Source organism: Streptomyces odontomachi (genome assembly GCF_024435355.1).
Taxonomy (GTDB): Bacteria; Actinomycetota; Actinomycetes; order Streptomycetales; family Streptomycetaceae; genus Streptomyces; species Streptomyces odontomachi.
Window position 1 is genome coordinate 57329 of sequence record NZ_JAMJWG010000033.1, and the last position, 20194, is coordinate 77522.

Consider the following 20194-nt stretch of genomic DNA (forward strand, 5'->3'; position numbering starts at 1 on the left):
CGCAACGATGGCCTTGAACGTCGGAGTACTCGGACTCGGGAGCGTGTTCTCGGGCCCCTACGCCTCCCTGATCACCCGGCTTACCCAGGAGGGCCGCATCCGGCTGGTCGCCGGCTACGACCCGGATCCCGCCAAGCGGAAGGCGGCCGCCGACCGGTTCTCCATCGACACCTCGTACGAGCGGGCCGAGGAGCTGCTGGCCCGTGCGGACCTGGCCGTCGTGCTGGTGCTGACCAGCATGAACGAGCACGGCAGGCTCGCCCGTGCCGCGCTCGCCGCCGGTCACCACGTGCTCGTCGAGAAGCCGATGGCCACCTCGCTCGAGGAGGCGGCCGACCTGGTGAAGGCGGCCGCCGACGCGCCGGGCCTGCTGGTCTGCGCGCCGCATGTCGCCCTGTCACCCACCTACCGGGAGATGCACCGGCGGGTGCGCGCCGGAGAGGTGGGCGATCTGCACCTGGCCAGGGCACGCTACGGCTGGTCGGGGCCGTGGTGGGGCCGCTGGTTCTACGAGTCCGGCGGCGGCGCCCTGTTCGACCTGGGTGTCTACAACCTCACCAGCCTGTGCGGCTTCTTCGGTCCCGTGCGGCGGGTGACCGCCATGGTGGGGACCGCCGTCCCCCGGCGTGAGGCCGAGGGCGAGCTGGTCACCGTACGCGCCGACGACAACGCGCATGTCGTGCTCGACTTCGGCGACGCCCGGTTCGCCTCGATCGCCACCGGCTTCACCATCCAGAAGTACAAGTCGCCCGCGGTGGAGCTGTACGGCACCAAGGGCACGCTCCAGATGCTGGGTGACGACTGGGCGCCGGAGGGCTTCGAGCAGTGGTCCAACGACCGGGGTTCCTGGGAGCTGTTCCCCGAGTCGGATCCGAACTGGCCGTGGACCGACGGGCTGCGCCATCTCGTCGAGTGCGTCGAGAACGGCACCGCGACCGTGACCCGGCCCGAACACGCCTACCACGCCCTGGAGGTGATGCTGGCGGCCCAACGCTCGGCCGCTGAGGGGCGGGTGATCGAGATAGCGAGCACCTTCCCGGACTTCTCGTACGGCGGCGGAGACGGCGCCGGGAGCGACGGGGGAGCGGCGGACAGCCGCGCGAAGCACGACCCGCGTTCGTCCTGACCACGCGATGACGGACCCCCGCTCACGCGGCCGTGTGAGCGGGGGATCCGGGGCTCAGCGTGGGGTGAGCTTGACGCGGACGGGCGCCGCGGCGCGCATCGTCATGCCCAGTTCCAGCGGCACCTTGGTGTCGACCGCCGTCAGGCTGAACCGCTGGAGCAGGGTGGCCAGCGCGAGGGAGGCCTCCAGCATCGCGAAGTGCTGACCGATGCAGGCACGGGGCCCACCGCCGAACGGGAAGAACGCGTACCGGGGCCGGGCCGCCTCCGCCTCGGGGGTGAAGCGCTCGGGGTCGAAGGCCTCGGGGTCGCTCCAGTAGTCGGGGTGGCGGTGGGTGGCATAGGCGCTGACGTAGACGTCGGCGCCGGCCGGGATGCGGTATCCGCCGATCTCGGTGTCGGCGACCGCCTTACGGCCCATGATCGCCACGGACGGGTAGAGCCGCATCGCCTCCTTCAGCACCATGGTGAGGTACGTCAGGCGGTCGCGGTCGTCGGCACCGGGGGCCCGGCCGCCCAGCACCTCGTCGACCTCGGCCTGGGCTTTCTTCTGGGCCTCGGGGTTGAGGGCCAGCAGGTGCAGTGCGAAGGCCAGTGCCGTGGCGGTGGTCTCGTGGCCGGCCAGGAGGAACACCAGCACCTGGTCGCGCACCGCCTGCGCGTCCAGCGTCGAGCCGTCCTCGTCCTGGGCCCTGATCAGCATGGTCATCATGTCGTCGGGCTCGGAAGCACCGGCGCCGGCATCGGCGTCAGCGTCGGCGTCGGCACGGTCGCCGTCGGGTGCCGGCGCGGAGGCATTGCGCTCGGCGATGATGCGGTCGCAGATGGCGTAGAGCTCCCGCTGGGCGGCGGCGGCCCGGCGGTTGGCGGAGGTCGGCCAGCTCCGCGGGGTGCGGAAGGGGTTGGCGCCGCGTTGCAGCACGTGCTCGCCGAGGATCGGGAAGCAGCGGCGCACCACGTCGACGGTCTCGTCGAGGTCCGCGCCGAACAGGATGCGGGAGATGGCCCGCAGGGCGAACTCGGCCATCTCCGCCGCGACGTCCACCGTGGCGTCGGCCCGTGCCGCCCAGCGGTCGGCCGTGGCCGCGGCCTCGGTGTGGATGGCGGTCGCGTAGCCGTCGACGCGGCGCCGGGTGAACAGTGGCTGCACCAGCCGGCGCTGGAAGACGTAGTCGTCGTCCTGGCTGGTCAGCAGGCCGTTGCCGACCGAGGCGCGTATCTCGTGGTAGACGGCGTTCTCCTTGCGGAAGTTGGCCGCCTCGGTGCCGAGGATCTGCTGTACCCCGTCGGCCGAGAACACCGCGTAGAGATAGGCCCGCAGCCCGGGCGGGCCCACCGGGAAGCGCACGACGTCGCCGAGGTCCCGATGGGCCCGTAGATAGGCTCCGAGGGTGTCGTCCCGTAACTCCGCCACCGTGCCGCCGAGCAGCGAGCCTCCCGCCACCTGCGGTGCTTCCCTGGTCATGCCGACGCCTCCACCTCGTGCGCTGGTACGAATGTGCGGTCGTGCGGGCGGGGCCGTCTCCGGTGCCGGTCGGGTCGTCCGTGACACGAGTCCGTGCGACGAAGGTCCCGAGAGGCGGGGAGCCGGGCCCCGAGAAGGGCTCTGATCAGCCGACGGCGTCTCCCGGAGTGGCCTCGGCCGCCGGCGACAGCAGATGTACCAGGCCGCCGTCCGCATAGGACCCGAGCAGCAGGAACTCGCTGGTGCGCCCGGCGATCCGCTTGCCCGGGAGGTTGATCACCCCGACCACCAGGCGGTCCTTCAACTCCTCGGGGGAGTAGTTGGTCACCTGGGCACTGGTCCACAGGGTCCCCGCCGGCCCGAAGTCGACCTGGATGCGGTAGGCGGGCCGACGGGCTTCCGGGAACGCCTCGACGGTCACGATCCGCCCGACCCTCAGGTCGGCGGAGAAGAAGTGATCGGCGGGGATCTGGTCCTTGCGGGGTGTCATGGTGGTGCCGTCCTGGTCCGTCGGTGCTACTTGCGTGTCGTCAGTACGTGGTCGATGAGACCGTATTCCAGCGACTGCTGTGCCGTGAGGATCTTGTCGCGCTCGATGTCCTCCTGGACCCGCTCCAGGGGCTGGCCGGTGTGCCGGGCCAGGATGGTCTCCACCTGGGAGCGGACGCGCTGGATCTCGCGGGCCTGGATCTCCAGATCGGATATCTGCCCGCGCTCCCCGTCGCTGTACGGCTGGTGCAGCACCACGCGCGCACCGGTCAGGGCCGTGCGCTTGCCGGGGGTGCCGGCGGCCAGCAGGACGGCGGCCGCGGAGGCCGCCTGGCCGATGCAGACGGTCTGGATCTCGGGCGTCACGAACTGCATGGTGTCGTAGATCGCCGTCATGGCGGTCAGGGAACCGCCCGGTGAGTTGATGTAGAAGGAGATGTCACGGTCCGGGTCCATCGACTCCAGGCACAGCAGCTGTGCCATGACGTCGTTGGCGGAGGTGTCGTCGATCGGCGCGCCGAGGAAGACGATGCGCTCCTCGTACAGCTTGGAGTACGGGTCGTACTCACGCACTCCCTGGGAGGTGCGCTCGATGAACCGGGGCACCACGTGCCGGGCGTGCGCTGGCGCGCCGCGGAAGACGGATGCCGGGCGGTCGTGCAGGGCCATGGACGGAAATTCCCCTCGGGGCGGGATGGAACGGGTGGTCGGCGGGGAGCGGCCGGCCCGGCTCGGTGCCCCCGCCGCCGGGCGGGGGTGCCGTCGCCGGGCCGCCCGGTGCTCAGGGCGAGAAGGTACCGCCGGCGCCCGGGATGTCCTGGGCCGATCCCATCACCGCGTCGATCAGGCCGTACTCCGCGGCCTCCTGGGCGGTGAACCACTTGTCGCGGTCCGAGTCGTGGCTGATCTTGTCGATGTCCTGCCCGGAGTGGTGAGCGATCAGCTCGGCCATCTCCTTCTTGGTACGCAGCAGCTGCTCGGCGTAGATCTTGATGTCGCTGGCCGAACCGCCCAGACCGGCCGACGGCTGGTGCATGAGGATCTTGGTGTGCGGCAGGGCGTACCGCTTGCCCTTGGCGCCGGCGGTGAGCAGGAACTGCCCCATGGAGGCGCAGAATCCCATGGCGATGGTCACCACGTCGTTCTTGATGTAGTGCATCGTGTCGTACACCGCCATGCCCGCCGTGACGGAACCGCCGGGGGAGTTGATGTACAGGTAGATGTCTCTGTCGGAGTCCGCTGCGAGCATCAGCAACTGGGCCGTGATTTTGTTCGCGATGTCGTCGTCGACTTCCTGGCCGAGGAAGACGATACGGTCGCCCAGCAGTCGGCTGTAGACCTGGTCACCCATTCCCATGCCGCTGTTGCCGCCCTCGGACCGCGGCATGCGCGCGGCCGAGGAGAAATTGTCCCTTAAGGTCACTGGACCCCCTCAGAGTATGAAGACGACGTCCCGAAGAGCCGCCTTGGAACCGTCGCTCGTACTTTTCCACCGCCGGCCGAATCCGTACCGCACCCTCTGTGCAATCCCTGTGGAATTCCGTCGACTCCCTGCGGGGCCGTATGTAATTCCGGGTGTTGCATATTGCTGTGGTGTCGCTCAACAGGCATTGCTCACAAGGTAATTGACTATGTGTCTGATTGGCCGATAGCTTTCAGACTGTAACACGGGGGTCATGCCGTGTGGTCTTGGTGCCGTGTGCTACGCCGTGGACTTCGCTCACAGCATAGGCTCGCTCCCGTCGCGTTCGCTTCCGTCCTGTTTGCCGGATTGTCGAAAGCGGTTTATCGCGGTGAGCTGCCGGGCCCGCGGGCCGGTGCGCACGTCGTGCCGCTGTCCGCTGCTGTCCACCGCCGTCCGTCGGCGGGCGGACTGGGGGCGGCGTGGGATGCGCGCACCCCTTGCGGAGGAGGCGGTTCCCCTTCCGGTCTCGGCGGTTGTCGGCCCCGGCCCTCGCGGTAGGCGGCGAAGTGGGAGCTGGCGATCCGCTTCAGCGGCGTCCGCGCTGTACCGCCACGGCGTGCCGCGCAGGGCCTCGACCGCCCCTGGCGTGCACCCGAACGTCGGCAGGCCGGCCGAGATCGCCTTCGTATGGGGAATCCGGGTGGCTGGTACTCAGACTGCCACCCTGCCGTATTTCTGGTTGCGGAATTTCTGGATGGCACCCGTCGGCCCCGGCAGAGTGCACGAGTGCCGAACGGCCGGCGACTGTAGGGAACCGGGGGAAATCCGTGCCCGCACCACTGCCTTTGACGGCTTATCAGCGCGATATCTGGGTGGCGCACGAGCTGTTTCCCAGTAGTCCGCAGTTCACGATCCACCTGAGCCAGCGATTCGTACGCGACCCCCATGAAGGCGGGGCACGCGGGCCGGCCGGGCCGACCGGCGCGGCGGGGGCGGCCGGGGAAATCGACGAAGGTCTGCTGCGGACGGCCCTGGACCACGCCCTGCGGGCCAACGACGCCTTCCGGCTCAGGTTCGCCGACCAGGACGGCACCCCCGTGCAGTGGGCCGACGCGGAGCCGCCCGTGTCCGAGGTGCTGGACTTCTCCGGCGCCGTGGACCCGGCGGCGAGCTGTGCGGCCTGGATCGCGGCCGACGCGGTCAAGCCCTTCGACCTGCACGGCGGCACCCCGGTCAGGGCGGCGCTGCTGAAGGAGAGCGCCGCCGCCGTCCACCTCTACGTCGCAGCCCACCACCTGATCACCGACGCGTGGGGGCTGCACCTGTTCTTCGACCAGGTCAGGCGCGCCGGTGCGGGCCTCGCCCCGGCCGCGGCGCCGAGCTTCACGGCGTGCCTGGCCGACGAGCGTGACTACCGGGCGTCGGCGGTGCACACCGAGGACCGGGCCTATTTCGGCCGGCTGCTGGAGGGGGTCGAGCCGGCGCTGTTCGCCCGCCGGGCACCGGCGGGGGCGCGGCAGCGCGCGCACCACTCCTTCACCCTGCCCGCCGGGCTGACCGAACGCGTGCGGGAGCGCGGCGAGACACCGTTCGCCTTCCTGGCGGCCGCGTTCAGCGCGTATCTGTCCCGGGTGCACGGTGCCGAGCAGGTGGTCATCGGCGTCCCCCTGTTCAACCGCCGGGGCAAGGACGAGCGGCGCACGGTGGGGCAGTTCGCCAACACCCTGCCGCTGCCCGTCGAGGTGGCCCCGGGCACCCCCTGGAGCGAGCTGGTGGGCGCCGTGCAGTCGGGCGCGCGGGAACTCCAGCGGCACGAACGGCTCGCCTTCGGTGACCTGCTGGCCGACCGGCCGGCCCATGCCCGGCAGGTGTTCGACGTGACGCTGTCGTACGTGCAGTGGCCCGCGGGCCGGAAGCCGCCCGGGGTGCGGGTCGAGTCATCGGGGGCCACCTGGGTGCACGACCAGGACGTCCTCGCCGTCGTCGTCAACGAGCACGCCGGCACCGGCGAGACCGTGGTGGACCTGGACTACGCCACCGACGTGTTCGACGCGGACTTCCCCATCGCGTCGGTCGCCCGCCACCTGCGCACCCTGCTGCGCACCGCGCTGGAGGACCCCGGGCGTGCCGTGGCCGCCGTCGGCATGCTCGACGACGACGAGCGCACGGCGCTGGTCCACACCGTCAACGCCACCGACCACCCCTTCCCGGACGACACGACACTGCACGCCCTGATCACCGCCCAGGCCGCCCGCACCCCGGACCGGATCGCCCTGGCCGAGCCCGCCACCGGCATCCGGCTCGACTACGCCGAACTGGACGCCAGGTCGGGGCGGTTGGCGGCGGCGCTGCGGGACGGCGGGGTCCGCCCGGGCGACCGTGTCGCCGTGCTGCTCGAACGCTCGGCACACAGCGTGATCGCCGCCCTGGCCGCACTGCGGGCCGGCGCCGCCTACCTGCCCGTCGACCCGGGCCACCCGGCCGACCGGATCGCCGAGGTGCTCGGCGACAGCGGCGCCCGCGCCGTCCTGACCGGCGCCGGCGCCCCACCGCTGAAGGTGCTGGACGGGGTGCTCGTGCTGCCCGGGGACGAGGAGCGACCGGGGGACCGGGCACGACCCGCCACCGGCACGCCCCCGCAGCCCGCCGGCGACCCCACCGACCTGGCCTACGTCATCTACACCTCAGGGTCGACCGGGCGGCCCAAGGGCGTCATGGTCGAGCACCGGGCGGTGGTGAACCGGCTCGCCTGGATGCAGCGCCGGTACCCGCTCGGCGCGGACGACGTGATCCTGCACAAGACGCCGGCCACGTTCGACGTGTCGGTGTGGGAGCTGTTCTGGTGGGGCATCGCCGGCGCCCGGGTCGCCCTGCTGCCGCCCGGCGCGGAGAAGGACCCGCGGGAGCTGCTGGACACCATCGAGGCCGAGCGGGTCACGGTGCTGCACTTCGTGCCCTCCATGTTCGCGGCCTTCCTGGACCTGGTGGCGGCCCAGCCGGACGCCCGGGCGAGGGCGGCTTCGCTGCGGCACGTCTTCTGTAGCGGCGAGGCGCTGCCGCCCGAGCAGGTCGCCGCCTTCCACCGGATCTTCGGCCCCGACGGGCCGCGGCTGACGAACCTGTACGGGCCCACCGAGGCCACCGTGGACGTGTCGTACCAGGACTGCCCGTACGACGCGCCCGCCGACCGGGTGCCCATCGGGCGGCCGATCGACAACCTGCGGCTGTACGTCGTCGACCGGTTCGGCGACCCGCAGCCGGTCGGCGCCGCGGGCGAGCTGTGCATCGCCGGCGCCGGTCTGGCGCGCGGCTACCTCGGCCGGCCGGAGCTGACCGCGCAGCGGTTCGTCGACGACCCGTTCACGCCCGGCGCCCGGATGTACCGCACCGGCGACCTGGCCCGCCGGCTAGCGGACGGCACGATCGAGTTCCTCGGGCGCATCGACCGCCAGGTCAAGGTGCGCGGCAACCGGGTGGAGCCCGGCGAGATCGAGCACCGGCTGACCGGGCTGCCGCCGGTGCGGGCCGCCGTCGTCACGGACCGTGCGGTGCCCGGCGGCGGGGTGCGGCTCGTCGCCCACTACACCGCGGACGAGCCGATCGACGACGCGCTGCTCCGCGCCCATCTGGCCGCCACCCTGCCCGATTACATGATCCCGGCGCACTTCGTGCGGATCGACCGGATCCCGCTGACCCCCAACGGCAAGCTGGACCGCGCGGCGCTGCCGGACCCCGTACCGGACGGCCCGGAGCGCGGCTACGCCGCTCCCACCACCCCGGCCGAAGAGGGCCTGGCCGAGGCATGGGCGGAGGCGCTGGGGATCGAGCGGGTCGGGGTCCACGACGAGTGGTTCACGCTGGGCGGTGACTCCCTGCTGCTGCTCAAGGTGCGGTCGGCGGCCGAACGGCGCGGCCTGCGGCTGACCCTGGCCGACCTGGCCCGCAACACCACGGTGGCCACCCAGGCGCCGCACCTCGCGGCCGCGCCCGCGGACCTGCCACCGGAACCGTTCGCGCTGGTCACGGGCGCTGACCGGGCCCGCACCAGCGGCCTCGTCGACGCCTACCCGGTGACCCGGCTGCAACTCGGCATGATCTACCACAGCCGTGAGCAGGCCGGCTCCAGCCTCTACCAGGACGTCTTCCACTACGCCCTCGCCCTCGCCGGCGACTTCGACGAGACCGCGTTCCGCGCGGCCTTCGACCGGCTCGTCGCCCGGCACGCGGCGCTCCGCTCCGGGTTCGACCTGACCGGCTGTTCGGAGCCGTTGCAGACGGTGTGGCCCGAGGCGACCGGCGGCCTGCGGATCGTGCACGTCACGGACGCCGAGGCGGACGCGGTCATCGCCGCCTGCATCGAGGAACGCCGCACCCACCGCTACGACTTCGGGCGGCCACCGCTGTACGAGTTCCGGGCCCATGCCCGGGGCGGCCGGCTTGACCTCGTCCTCAGCTTCCACCACGCCATCCTGGACGGCGGGAGCGTGGCGGTGCTGGTCCGCGAGCTGTTCCAGGGGTACCTGCACCAGCTCGGGGCGGACGTCGAGCCGGTGGACGACACCGAGCTGCCGTCCTTCGCCGCCTACGTGCGGGCCGAGCGGCGTGCCCTGGAGTCAGCGTCGCAACGTGCCTACTGGCAGCGGCTGCTGAGCGGCGCCGAACCCGGCCGGCTCGACCCCTACGTGCCCCACGAGCCGCCCCGGCCGCAGCGGCTGATCGTCCACCACGCCGAGCTGCCCGCCGCCCTGTCGGGTGCGCTGGACGACTTCGCGCGCCGTCATGCCCTGCCGCTGCGGCTGCTGGTGTTCACCGCGCACTGCCTGACGCTGCGGCTGCTGGCCGGCTCGCCCGACGTCACCACCGGGCTGGTGACCCACGGCCGCCCCGCGGTGATCGGCTCCGACAGCATGGCCGGACTCTTCCTGAACACCATGCCGTTCCGGCTGGAGAAGACCGACGGCAGCTGGCTGGACGCGGTCCGCTCGGTGGTCCGGCAGGAGAAGGAGTCCTACCCGCACGCCGGCTACCCGCTCAGCGCGATCCAGACCGACCAGGGCGGCGGCCCCGTCACCGACACCGCCTTCAACTTCGTCCGGCTGCACGCCCTGGAAGAGGTCTTCGCACGCCCCGAGGTGACCCTGCTCGGCCTCACCGCCCACGAGGAGACCAACCTCGCGCTGCTGGTCAACGCCATCGTCGACCCGCGGGACGGCCAGGCGCTGCGGCTCAGGTTCGACTGCGACGGCGGCGCGTTCACACCGGCGCAGGCCGGCCAGTTCGCCGATGTCTTCCAGCAGGTACTCGCCCGGGTCGTGGCGCACCCCGACGACCCTGTCGACTTCTCCTTCCTGGCGCAGCCGCCGGCGCACGCCGTGCTGCCCGACCCGGCCGGCGTGCTCACCCTGATCGACGACCAGGCACGCCGGCGACCCGACGAGCCGGCCGTCGTGTTCGGCACCCTCACCTGGACCTACCGCCGGCTGGACCGGGCCGCCGACCGGGTCGCCGCCGAACTGGCCGAGCTCGGCGTGCCCGCCGGGGCCCCGGTCGGCATCGCCCTGGACCGGTCCCCTGAGATGGTCGCCGTCGTCCTCGGCGTGCTGCGCGCCGGCGCCGTCTGCCTGCCGCTGGACGTGTCGTACCCGGCGGGGCGGCTCGCGCGCATGGTGGAGCGGGCCCGGCCCTTCCGGATCGTCGCGCACGCCCGGCACGCCGGGCTGGTCCCCGACCCCGACCTGCTGCTGCCGGCGGAGTCGCTCGCCCTCGACGAGCCGGTGTGCTTCGCCCGGCCCGCGATCGGCCTGGACGACCTCGCCCTGCTGCTGTTCACGTCCGGCTCGTCCGGTGAACCCAAGGGCGTGGAGCTGCCGCACCGGCTGTGGGCCAACTACGTGCGCTGGCAGCTGACCGCACGCACCGCGGCCGCCGGGGAGCGCACCCTCCAGTTCGCCCCGCTCAGCTTCGACGTGTCCTTCCAGGAGATGTTCTCCACCCTCGCCGGCGGCGGCACCCTCGTCCTGGTCGCCGAGGCGGACCGGCGCGACCAGTCGGCGCTGCTGCGGCTGCTCGACGAGCAGCGGGTCCGCCGGGCGTTCCTGCCGTACGTGGCGTTGCAGCAGCTCGCGGACGCCTCCGGGGAACTGGGCCGGCGCCCGGGGAACCTGTCGGTGCTGGTGTCCTCCGGCGAGCAGCTGCGGGTCACCGACGAGATCCGCCGGTTCTGCGCGGCCCTGCCCGGCACCGTGCTGGAGAACCAGTACGGGCCCACCGAGACCAACCTGGCCAGCTCGTACGTGATGGCCGGCGACCCGGCCGACTTCCCGGCGCTGCCGCCGGTCGGCCGGCCGATCGACGGTGCCGGGATGTACGTCGTGGACGAGCGGCTGCGGCCGGTGCCGCCCGGGGCGCGCGGCGAGATCGTGCTCGGCGGGGCGTGCCTGGGCCGCGGCTACCTCGGCCGCCCCGACCTGACCGCCGAACGCTTCGTCACCGCCCCCTGGGGCGCCCGCCTCTACCGCACCGGCGACCTCGGCCGCACCCTGCCCGGCGGCGACGTCGTGTGGCTGGGCCGCGCCGACGACCAGGTGAAGGTGCGCGGGTTCCGCGTCGAGCCGGCCGAGGTCGAACTGGCCATCATGGCGCTGGACCACCCCGGCATCGAGGAGGCCGCGGTGGTGGCCCGCCGCCGCGACGGCGACTCCTACCTGGCGGCGTTCCTGGTGGGCAGCCCGGACGCGGTGGACACGGCCGAACTGCGCAGCCGGCTACGGGCCACCCTGCCCGACCACATGGTGCCCGCACACCTGGCCTGGCTGGACGCGCTGCCGCTCACCCCCAGCGGCAAACGCGACGACGCCACCCTGCGCGGCCGCCCCCTCGACACCGTCCCCGCCCGGGCCCGCACCGCGCCACGGGACGCCACGGAACGCGCCGTCGCCGACATCCTCGGCGAACTCCTCGGCCTGCCGGCGCCCGGCGTCGACGACGACTTCTTCGATCTTGGCGGCACCTCGCTCACGGCGATGCGGCTGATGGTGGCCGTCGAGAAGCGGTTCGGCGTCCGGGTGCCGCTGGCCACGTTCGCCACGGAACCGACGGTGGCGGCGCTGGCCGAGCGGCTGCGCTCCGCGGACTCGGCGCCCGGCTTCGACGCCGTCGTGCCCATCCGCACCGAAGGCGCCCGCCGGCCGCTGTTCCTCGTCCACCCGCTGGGCGGCAACGTGCTGTGCTACGTACGGCTGGCCCGGCATCTGCCCCCCGACCAGCCGGTGTACGCGCTCCAGGCGGCCGGCGCCGAGCCGGGCACCGAGCCCGTCAGCACCATGAGCGGCCTCGCCCGCAGCTACCTGGACGCGATCCGGCGCATCCAGCCCGAAGGCCCCTACCGGCTCGGCGGCTGGTCCTTCGGCGGCTTCGTCGCCTTCGAGATGGCCTGGCAGCTGCACACCGCCGGCACCGACGACGTCGAGCAGCTGGTCCTGCTCGACTCGATCGCACCGTCACCCGGCGAGCGGCCCGACGTGGCCGACCGGGCCATGATGGAGTGGTTCTTCTGGGAGCTGATCTGGGTCGACCGCGGCGGCGACGCCCCCGTCGAGCCGCTCCCCGACACCCTGGAGAGCGACGAGGACCGCCTCGACTTCATCGCCGAGCGTGCCGCCGCCGCAGGCGTCCTCGCCCCCGGCACCGCACGCTCGGCCGTCCGCCGGATGTTCGCCGTCTACAAGGCCAACTGGGCGGCGCTGCGCGACTACCAGCCGGGCCCGCTGCCGGTCGACGTCACGCTGGTCAAGGCCACCGGGGCGCTGCCGGACGCGCTCAAACCCATGCACGGCGCCGCCCGCACCCTCCACCAGGACCCGCTCAACGGCTGGTCCACCCTCACCAGCGGCCGGGTGCACCTGGTCGAGGTGCCCGGTGACCACCTCCGGCTGCTCGACGAGCCGTACGTCCAGGTGGCGGCCCGTGCCGTATCGGAAGGAAGCCAACCGCAATGACGTCACGACCGAAGGTACGCGCCCTGGTCGTCGGGGCGGGCATCGGCGGCCTCACCGCCGCCGTCACCCTGCGCAGCGTAGGGGTCGACGTGGAGGTGTACGAGCGGGCCCGGGAACTCAAACCGGCGGGCGGCGCCCTGTCGCTGATGTCGAACGCGGTGCTGGCCCTGCGCACCCTCGGCATCGACCTCAAGCTGGAGGAGCACGTCGAGATCCTGGAGCAGCTGCACTTCCGCACCAAACGCGGCAAGCTGATCCGCACCCTGGAGTTCAAGGAGATCTGCGACCGCCTGGGCGCCCCCAGCTTCGGCCTGCACCGCGCCGAGTTGCAGAGCCTGCTGCTGGCCGCAGCGGGGGACGTACCCGTCACCCTCGGCGCGCAGGCCACCGGGTACGAGGCCGGCGCCGACGGCGTGCGGGTGCGGTTCGCCGACGGCAGCGAGGCGCACGGTGACGTCCTCATCGGCGCCGACGGCTTCAACTCGGCGATCCGGCGCACCCTGGCAGGACCCGAGACGCCCTTCGAACCGGGCTACGTCTGCTGGGTCGCCACCCCGCACTTCTCGCACCCGGCCATCCCCAAGCAGTACGGCGCGCACTACTGGGGCCGGGGCCGCCGGTTCGGCATCGCCAACATCGGCAAGGGCCAGGTCTACTGGTGGGGCACGAAGAACATGCCCGCCGAGCAGGCCCGTGACTGGCAGGGCACCCGGGCCGAGATCGAGCAGACCTACGCGGGCTGGGCGCCCGAGGTGGAAGCCTGCATCCAGGCCACGCCTCCGGAGGAGATCACCGCCTTCCCGGCCCGCGACCGGCCGTTCCTGGAGCGCTGGGGCGAAGGGCCGGTCACCCTGCTCGGTGACGCGGCCCACCCGATGATGACGAGCCTCGGCCAGGGCGCCGCGATCGCCATGGAGGACGCCGCCGTCCTGGCCCACCACCTGAAGGGCGCGGAAGACCTCCCCGCCGCGCTGCGCGGGTACGAGCGCGCCCGGCTCGCCCGCACCCGCAGCGTGGTGGCCGCCGCGCACTCGCTGAGCGAACTGGAGCAGACCGAACGGCTGACCCAGCTCGCCGGCCGCCGGCTGTTCTTCACGTTCGCGCCGCGGTCCGTCCTGGACAAGCAGAACATCGACCTACTCGACTACCACGCCGCAGCGGCGGCGGAGGTGACCCCGTGAAGCCCCCCACCACGGTCGCGCGCCCGCTCACTCCTCTGGAGCGCTGGTACTGGATCTGCGACCAGATCTCCCCGCTCAACGTCATCGGACACGTCCGCGTGCGCGGCCGGCTCCGCGAGGAGGTGCTGGGCCAGGGGCTCGACGCCCTCCAGGCCCGCCACCCGCTGCTGCGGGTCGCCATCCGCTCCGAACGCGACGGCAGCGCACCGCGCTTCGTGCCCGTCACCGGCGAACCCATCCCCTTGCGCACCGTGACGGTGCCCGACGGTGAGCAGCCGTGCGACGCGCGCTGGCGCCGCGAGCTGGACGAGCGCGAGCTGGTCGAACCCGTCGACTGGGCCACCGGGCCGCTGGCCAGGGCCGTCGTGATCTCCCAGGGCGACCTGCACGACCTCATCATCACCGTGCCGCACTGCGTCGCCGACGGGACGACGGTACTGAGCCTGCTGCGGCAGTGGCTCCAGCTGGCGGCCCGTTACGAGTCAGGCGAGACCACCGAGATACGGCCGGCGAGCGACCGGCCGGGCCCCGAGGACCTGCTGCCCAGGAACCACCGGGGCCTGAGCGGCACCGCCCGCGTGGTGACCCAGCTGCTGTCCGACCAGCTGGCGGCCGGGCGCCTGAAGCCGACCCGCCTGGAGCCGACCCGTCGCGTGCCGTTCCCGCAGCGCACCTCCCGGCTGATCCACCACGACATCGACGGTCCCGACGTGACCGCCCTGGCCGAGGCCTGCAAACGCGAGGGCACCACCGTGCACGGCCTGCTGGCCGCCGCCATGGTGACCGCGGTCGCCGAGGACGCCGGCACCGGTCCGGGCAACCTCACCATCGGCTCCCCGGTCACGTTCCGCGAGGCCCTCGTGCCGCCGGTCACCGAGGACGAGGTCGGCACCTACGTGGCCACCCTCCCCTCGGTGGTCGCCTACCGCCCCGGCCAGCCGCTGTGGCCGACGGCCCGCACCATCAGCAAGGACCTGGCGCGCCGCCGCGGCCGTGGCGAGCACCTCACCGCCATCGCCACCATGGGCTTCGTCGCGCCGAAGACCGTCGGCAAGAGCGAGAAGTTCCTGAAGTTCATGGAGAACAAGGGACCCATCACGCTCTGCCTGTCCAACCTCGGCCGGTACGACTTCCCCGACCGGATCGGCCCCTGGCAGCTCAGCGACGCCGAGTTCGTCACCGGCCTGTCGGTCAACGCCTTCTTCGTGGCCACCGTCAACACCAGCCACGACCGCATGGCCTGCAACTTCACCCACGTGGACCAGGCCGTCCCCCGGGACCGCGCCGAGCGGATGGCCGACGCGACCGTCGAGGCCGTGCTGGCCTCTCTCGCCTGACAGGAGCCCCCATGTCCGCACGAAACCTCGACCCACGCGGGCGCGCCGTGCTGGTCACCGGTGCCTCGACGGGCCTGGGCCGGGCCTGCGCAGGACAGCTCGCAGCGGCCGGCTTCAAGGTCTACGCGGGGGTGCGCAAACTCGCCGGCGACCCGCCCCCCGGGGTCGAACAGCTCGTCCTCGACGTCACCGACGCGGCCTCGATCACCGCCGCCGAGGACACCGTCCGCGCGGCGGTCGGCGAGCAGGGGCTGTGGGGTCTGGTCAACAACGCCGGCATCTGCGTCTCCGCGCCACTGGAGTGCCTGCCCCTGGACGACCTGCGCCAGCAGCTGGAGACCAGCGTCGTCGGGCAGATCGCCACCACCCAGGCGTTCCTGCCGCTGCTGCGCGACGCCGGCGGCCGGGTCGTCAACGTCACCTCGGGACTCGGCAACGTCGCCATCCCGTACCTCGGGGCCTACGCGGCGGCCATGTGGGCCAAGGAGGCCTTCAGCGACGCCCTGCGGCGCGAGGTCGCCCCCAGCGGGGTGGCCGTCAGCGTCGTCCAGCCCGGCGCCATCGCCACCCCGATCTGGGACAAGGTCTCCGGCACCGGCTCCCGCATCATCGACGCCGCCCCGAAGCCGCTCCAGGACCGCTACCGGGCCACGTTCGTCCGCTTCCTGGAGACCAACGAGAAAGGCGCCCGCACCAGCAGGACCAGCCCGGAGGACTTCGCACGGACCGTGCACCGGGCCCTGACCGCCGGCAGCCCGCGCAGCCGCTACACCGTCGGCCGCGACGCGACCATGGGCCGGCTGCTCACCCGGCTGCTTCCCGACGCGGCGATCGACCGCGTCTTCCGTTCCCTCGTCACACCCCCAGGAGGAACCACGTGACCAACCCCGAGCCCGACCAGCTGAAGAAGATCTTCGCGGACGGCCTGAAGCTGCTTCAGGAGGGGCGCACCGCGGAGTGGGTCGCGCTGTTCGCCCCGGACGGCGTGCTCGAATTCGTCTACGCGCCGCCCGGGTTCCCCACCGTGATGCGCGGCACCGACGAACTGCTCGCCCAGATGAGCTTCATGCCGCAGCAGCTCAAGGTCGAGTACGGCGAGCCGGTCTTCCACGCCGCGACCGCCGAGGGCGTGGTCGTCGCCGAGTTCCCCGGCGACTGCACGCTGCTCGCCACCGGCAGCAGCTACCGGCAGGACTACCTCTCCGTGGTCCGCTTCGAAGACGGCCTCATCACCCACTACCGGGACTTCTGGAACCCCTGGCTGCCCATGGCGGCGATCGGCGGCGAGACCGCCTGGAACCAGGCGCTCCAGGCGCTCGCCGGCTGAACCCCGCACCACCGATGCCCGGCGCCGGGCCAGCGAAGCACCGGCGCCGGGCATCGTCCGCCATGCGCCGCAGCACCGGCCGACCGCGGGAGCAGCCCACCCCGCGGCAGACGGCACCCGAGCCACCCGAGCAACGACGACGAAGGCAGTCATGAGCGACACCACCAGGCAGGCGGCCACTCCGGACGAGCCCATCGCGGTCATCGGCATGTCCTGCCGGCTGCCACGGGCGGACGATCCGGCCGCGTTCTGGCGGCTGTTGCGGGACGGCGTGGAAGCGGTCGGCCCGACCCCCGCGGACCGTTGGGACACGGCCGCGTCCGGCGTTTCGGGTGGCTCACCGGCGGACGCGACCGCGCTGGCCCACGGGGCGTTCCTCGACCACGTGGACCGCTTCGACGCCGCGTTCTTCGGCATCGGGCCCGCCGAGGCGGCCGTCATGGACCCGCAGCAAAGGCTGGTCCTGGAACTCGCCTGGGAGGCGCTGGAGGACGCCCGCATCGCCCCCGACCGGCTGATGGGTTCGGCGGCGGGCGTCTTCATCGGCGCCATCTGGGACGACTGGTCCCGGCTGCTGCACGGCCACGGCCCGGACCTGGCCGGCCAGTACGGGCTCACCGGCACCCACCGCGGCATCATCGCCAACCGGGTCAGCTACGTCCTCGGCCTGCGCGGCCCCAGCCTGACGCTGGACTCCGCCCAGTCGTCCTCGCTGGTCGCCGTGCACGCCGCCTGCGCCAGCCTGCGCAGCGGCGAGTCCACGCTCGCGCTGGTCGGCGGCGTCAACCTCAACCTGCTCCCCGAGTCGGCCGCCACCCTCGGGCGGCTCGGCGCGCTGTCGCCCGACGGCCGTGTCCGGCTGCTCGACGCCGGCGCCAACGGCACCGTGCGCGGCGAAGGCGGCGCCCTCGTCGTCCTCAAGCCCCTGCACGCCGCGCTCGCCGACGGCGACCGGATCGTCTGCGTCATCCGCGGCAGCGCCGTCAACAACGACGGCGCGACCGACGGCCTCACCACCCCCAGCGCCGACGCCCAGCGCGCCGTGATCCGCGCCGCCTGCCGCCGCGCCGCCGTCGACCCCGCGGCCGTGCAGTACGTCGAACTCCACGGCACCGGCACACCGGTCGGCGACCCGGTGGAGGCCCACGCGGTCGGCACCGCGGCCGGCGCGGACCGGGACGGCGTGCCGCTCAGCGTCGGCTCCGTGAAGACGAACCTCGGCCACCTCGAAGCCGCCGCCGGCATCACCGGCCTCCTCAAGGTCGCCCTCAGCATCCGGCACCGCGCACTGCCGCCCACCCTGAACCACGAACGCCCGCACCCGGAAGCCCGCCTGGCCGAGCACCACCTGCGCGTGCAGACCAGCCACGGGCCGTGGCCCCGGCCCGAGCGGGAGCTGATCGCCGGGGTCAACTCCTGGGGCATCGGCGGCACCAACTGCCACGTCCTGCTCTCCGAACCACCGGCCACCACCGCAGCCCCGGCCCCGCGCCCGGCACCCGCCCGGGACACGGAGCGCCCGCCGCTGGTGTGGCCCGTCTCCGCGCGGACCGGTGCCGACCTGCGCGCCCAGGCCGACCGGCTGCACACCCATCTCACGCAGGCCTACCCCACGGCCGACCCGGACCAGGTCGGCCGCACCCTCACCGCCGGCCGCACCGCCTTCCTGCGCCGCGCCGCCGTCGTCGGCACCACGCGCGCCGAACTCGTCGCCGGCCTGCGCGCGCTCGCCGACGGCACCCCCCACCCCCACCTGGTCACCGCCCCCGCGCCGACGGCACGCCCGGGCGGCCTCGCCGTGCTGTTCGGGGGCGGCGGCAGCCAGCGGCCCGGCATGGGCGCCGGCCTGTACCGGGCCCACCCGGTCTACGCTGCCGCCTTCGACGCCGTCTGCGACGAGCTCGACCGCCATCTGCCCCGCCCCATCCGCCCGTTGGTCTTCGCCGACCCGGGCACCCCAGAGGCCGCGCTGCTGGACCGCACCGACTACGCCAACCCGTCCCTGCTGGCCGTCGAAGTCGCCCTCTACCGCCTCTTCGAGAGCTGGGGACTGCGCCCCACCCACCTCACCGGCCACTCCATGGGGGAGCTGACCGCGGCACACCTCGCGGGCGTGCTCGGCCTGCCCGACGCGGCGGAACTCGCCGTCGTGCGCGCCCGCCTCATCCAGAGCGCGACGGGCGGCTCCATGGCCGCCGTGCAGGCCTCGGAGGAGGAGGTGCTGGCCGGCCTGGACGCGTTCGCCGGCACGGTGTCCGTCGCGGCCGTGAACGCGCCCGACTCCACCGTCGTCTCCGGTGACCCCGACGCGGTACGCACGCTGTGCGAGCAGTGGCGGGCACGCGGGCGCAAGACGAAGGGGCTCGCCGTCAGCGTCGCCGCGCACTCGCCGCACATGGACCGCATCCTCGACGAGTTCCGCACCGTGGCCCGCCGCATGCGCTACGCCCCGCCGCAACTCCCGGTGGTCTCCAACGTCACCGGCACCATCGCCACCGCGGCGGACCTCACCGACCCCGAGTACTGGGTGCGCCACGTCCGCGCCACCGTGCGGTTCGCCGACGGCATCCGGGCCCTGCACGCCGAGGGCGTCACCACCTACCTGGAACTCTCCCCGAGCCCCGTGCTCGCCCCCGCCGCCGGCACCTGTCTGGACGGCGCCGACCCCAGGCCGGCCGTCCTCAGCGCCGTCCAGCCGGACCGCCCCGACACGCTCGGCGCGGCCACCGCACTCGCCGGACTCTTCGCCACCGGCCACGACGTCGACTGGACCGCCGCCCACCCGTCCGGCACCCCCGGCTGCGACCTGCCCACCTACCCCTTCCAGCGCCGCTCCCACTGGCCGCGGTTCGACTCCGCCGGCCGCCCTGCCCCGGCCCTGCGGCACCGCCTCGATGCCGACGCCGATGCCGTTGCCGACGCCGAGCCGCCACACCCGCTGGCCGGCCTGCGCGGGGACGCCCTGCGGACGGCCGTACGGGACCTGGTGGACGGGGCGGTGACCGCCGTCCTGGGCGAGGACGACGACGACGGCGCGGCGGCCCGCACCGGTGGCTCCCCGGCCGCGCAACCGACCTTCAAGGAACGGGGCTTCACTTCCCTGAGCGCCGTCGAGATGCGCAACCGGCTGGAAGCCGCCACGGATCTCCGGCTCCCGGCGGGCCTGCTGTTCGACTACCCGACCGTCCAGACGCTGGTCGACCACCTGTGCCGCACCCTGACCGACGGGATCGACGGCACCGACCCGGCCACGACATCCGGCACCCCGGCCGGTGCGGCGGTGCTGGACGAGCCGCTGGCGATCGTGGGGATGGCGTGCCGTTTCCCGGGCGGGGTCGAGGGCCCGGACGACCTGTGGCGGCTGGTCGCGGACGGCCGGGACGCGATCACCGGCTTCCCGACCGACCGCGGCTGGGACCTGGAGGCGCTGTTCCATTCGGACCCCGACCACGCCGGTACGTCGTATGCCCGCGAGGGCGGGTTCCTGCACGAGGCCGCCGGCTTCGACGCGGAGTTCTTCGGGATCTCCCCGCGTGAGGCGTTGGCGATGGATCCGCAGCAGCGTGTGCTGCTGGAGACCGCGTGGGAGGCCCTGGAGCACGGTCGGATCGATCCGCACTCCCTGCACGGCAGCCGCACCGGTGTCTTCACCGGCGTCATGAACAACGACTACGGCATGGGCACCGGCGCCGGCGGCTCGACGACCGAAGGCATCGACGGCTACCTCCTCACCGGCCGCTCCAACAGCGTGGCCTCCGGTCGCCTGGCGTATGCGTTGGGGTTCGAGGGGCCTGCGGTGAGTGTGGACACGGCGTGTTCGTCGTCGTTGGTGGCGTTGCATCTTGCCGGTCAGGCGTTGCGGTTGGGT

Annotated in this window: 11 protein-coding genes; 7 read left to right on the forward strand and 4 right to left on the reverse strand. The window is 73.1% G+C overall.

What is annotated here, in order from left to right; all coding sequences use genetic code 11:
* Positions 1 to 7: 7 nt before the first annotated feature.
* Positions 8 to 1126 carry a Gfo/Idh/MocA family protein gene (locus tag NQO67_RS39765; RefSeq protein WP_255955412.1) on the forward strand — a complete coding sequence of 373 codons (1119 nt, stop codon included), beginning with the start codon at positions 8 to 10 and terminating at the stop codon, positions 1124 to 1126.
* A gap of 54 nt (positions 1127 to 1180) precedes the next feature.
* On the opposite strand, the gene NQO67_RS39770 is transcribed toward NQO67_RS39765, so the two are convergent.
* From NQO67_RS39770 to NQO67_RS39785, 4 genes are all read right to left on the reverse strand, one after another.
* Complete coding sequence (locus NQO67_RS39770; protein WP_255955413.1) at positions 1181 to 2590, reverse strand: cytochrome P450; 1410 nt, start codon at positions 2588 to 2590, stop codon at positions 1181 to 1183.
* A 145-nt stretch (positions 2591 to 2735) separates the two neighbouring features.
* Positions 2736 to 3080, reverse strand: a complete 345-nt coding sequence (locus NQO67_RS39775; protein WP_255955415.1) for a tRNA-binding protein — start codon at positions 3078 to 3080, stop codon at positions 2736 to 2738.
* 26 nt (positions 3081 to 3106) lie between these two features.
* Complete coding sequence (locus NQO67_RS39780; RefSeq protein ID WP_255955416.1) at positions 3107 to 3748, reverse strand: ATP-dependent Clp protease proteolytic subunit; 642 nt, start codon at positions 3746 to 3748, stop codon at positions 3107 to 3109.
* A 112-nt stretch (positions 3749 to 3860) separates the two neighbouring features.
* Entirely contained in the window at positions 3861 to 4466 is a 606-nt protein-coding gene (locus NQO67_RS39785) for an ATP-dependent Clp protease proteolytic subunit (RefSeq protein ID WP_255955428.1), read from the reverse strand.
* 890 nt (positions 4467 to 5356) lie between these two features.
* Between NQO67_RS39785 and NQO67_RS39790 the strand changes: the two genes are divergently transcribed.
* From NQO67_RS39790 to NQO67_RS39815, 6 genes are all read left to right on the forward strand, one after another.
* Positions 5357 to 12481 carry a non-ribosomal peptide synthetase gene (locus tag NQO67_RS39790; RefSeq protein WP_255955418.1) on the forward strand — a complete coding sequence of 2375 codons (7125 nt, stop codon included), beginning with the start codon at positions 5357 to 5359 and terminating at the stop codon, positions 12479 to 12481.
* Complete coding sequence (locus NQO67_RS39795; protein WP_255955419.1) at positions 12478 to 13662, forward strand: FAD-dependent oxidoreductase; 1185 nt, start codon at positions 12478 to 12480, stop codon at positions 13660 to 13662. Before NQO67_RS39790 ends, NQO67_RS39795 begins: the two co-directional genes overlap by 4 nt.
* On the forward strand, positions 13659 to 14999 hold the full coding sequence (locus NQO67_RS39800; RefSeq protein ID WP_255955421.1) for a phthiocerol/phthiodiolone dimycocerosyl transferase family protein: 1341 nt from the start codon (positions 13659 to 13661) through the stop codon (positions 14997 to 14999). The genes NQO67_RS39795 and NQO67_RS39800 overlap by 4 nt, the downstream gene beginning before the upstream one ends.
* A gap of 11 nt (positions 15000 to 15010) precedes the next feature.
* Positions 15011 to 15880 (forward strand): SDR family NAD(P)-dependent oxidoreductase, encoded by an 870-nt coding sequence (locus NQO67_RS39805; RefSeq protein WP_255955422.1) that lies wholly within the window; start codon positions 15011 to 15013, stop codon positions 15878 to 15880.
* The gene (locus NQO67_RS39810; RefSeq protein ID WP_255955424.1) at positions 15877 to 16326 is read left to right on the forward strand and encodes a nuclear transport factor 2 family protein; all 450 of its coding nucleotides are present in this window, start codon (positions 15877 to 15879) and stop codon (positions 16324 to 16326) included. Before NQO67_RS39805 ends, NQO67_RS39810 begins: the two co-directional genes overlap by 4 nt.
* 151 nt (positions 16327 to 16477) lie before the next feature.
* A partial coding sequence (locus NQO67_RS39815; protein ID WP_255955425.1) for a type I polyketide synthase occupies positions 16478 to 20194 on the forward strand: 3717 nt, incomplete at its 3' end.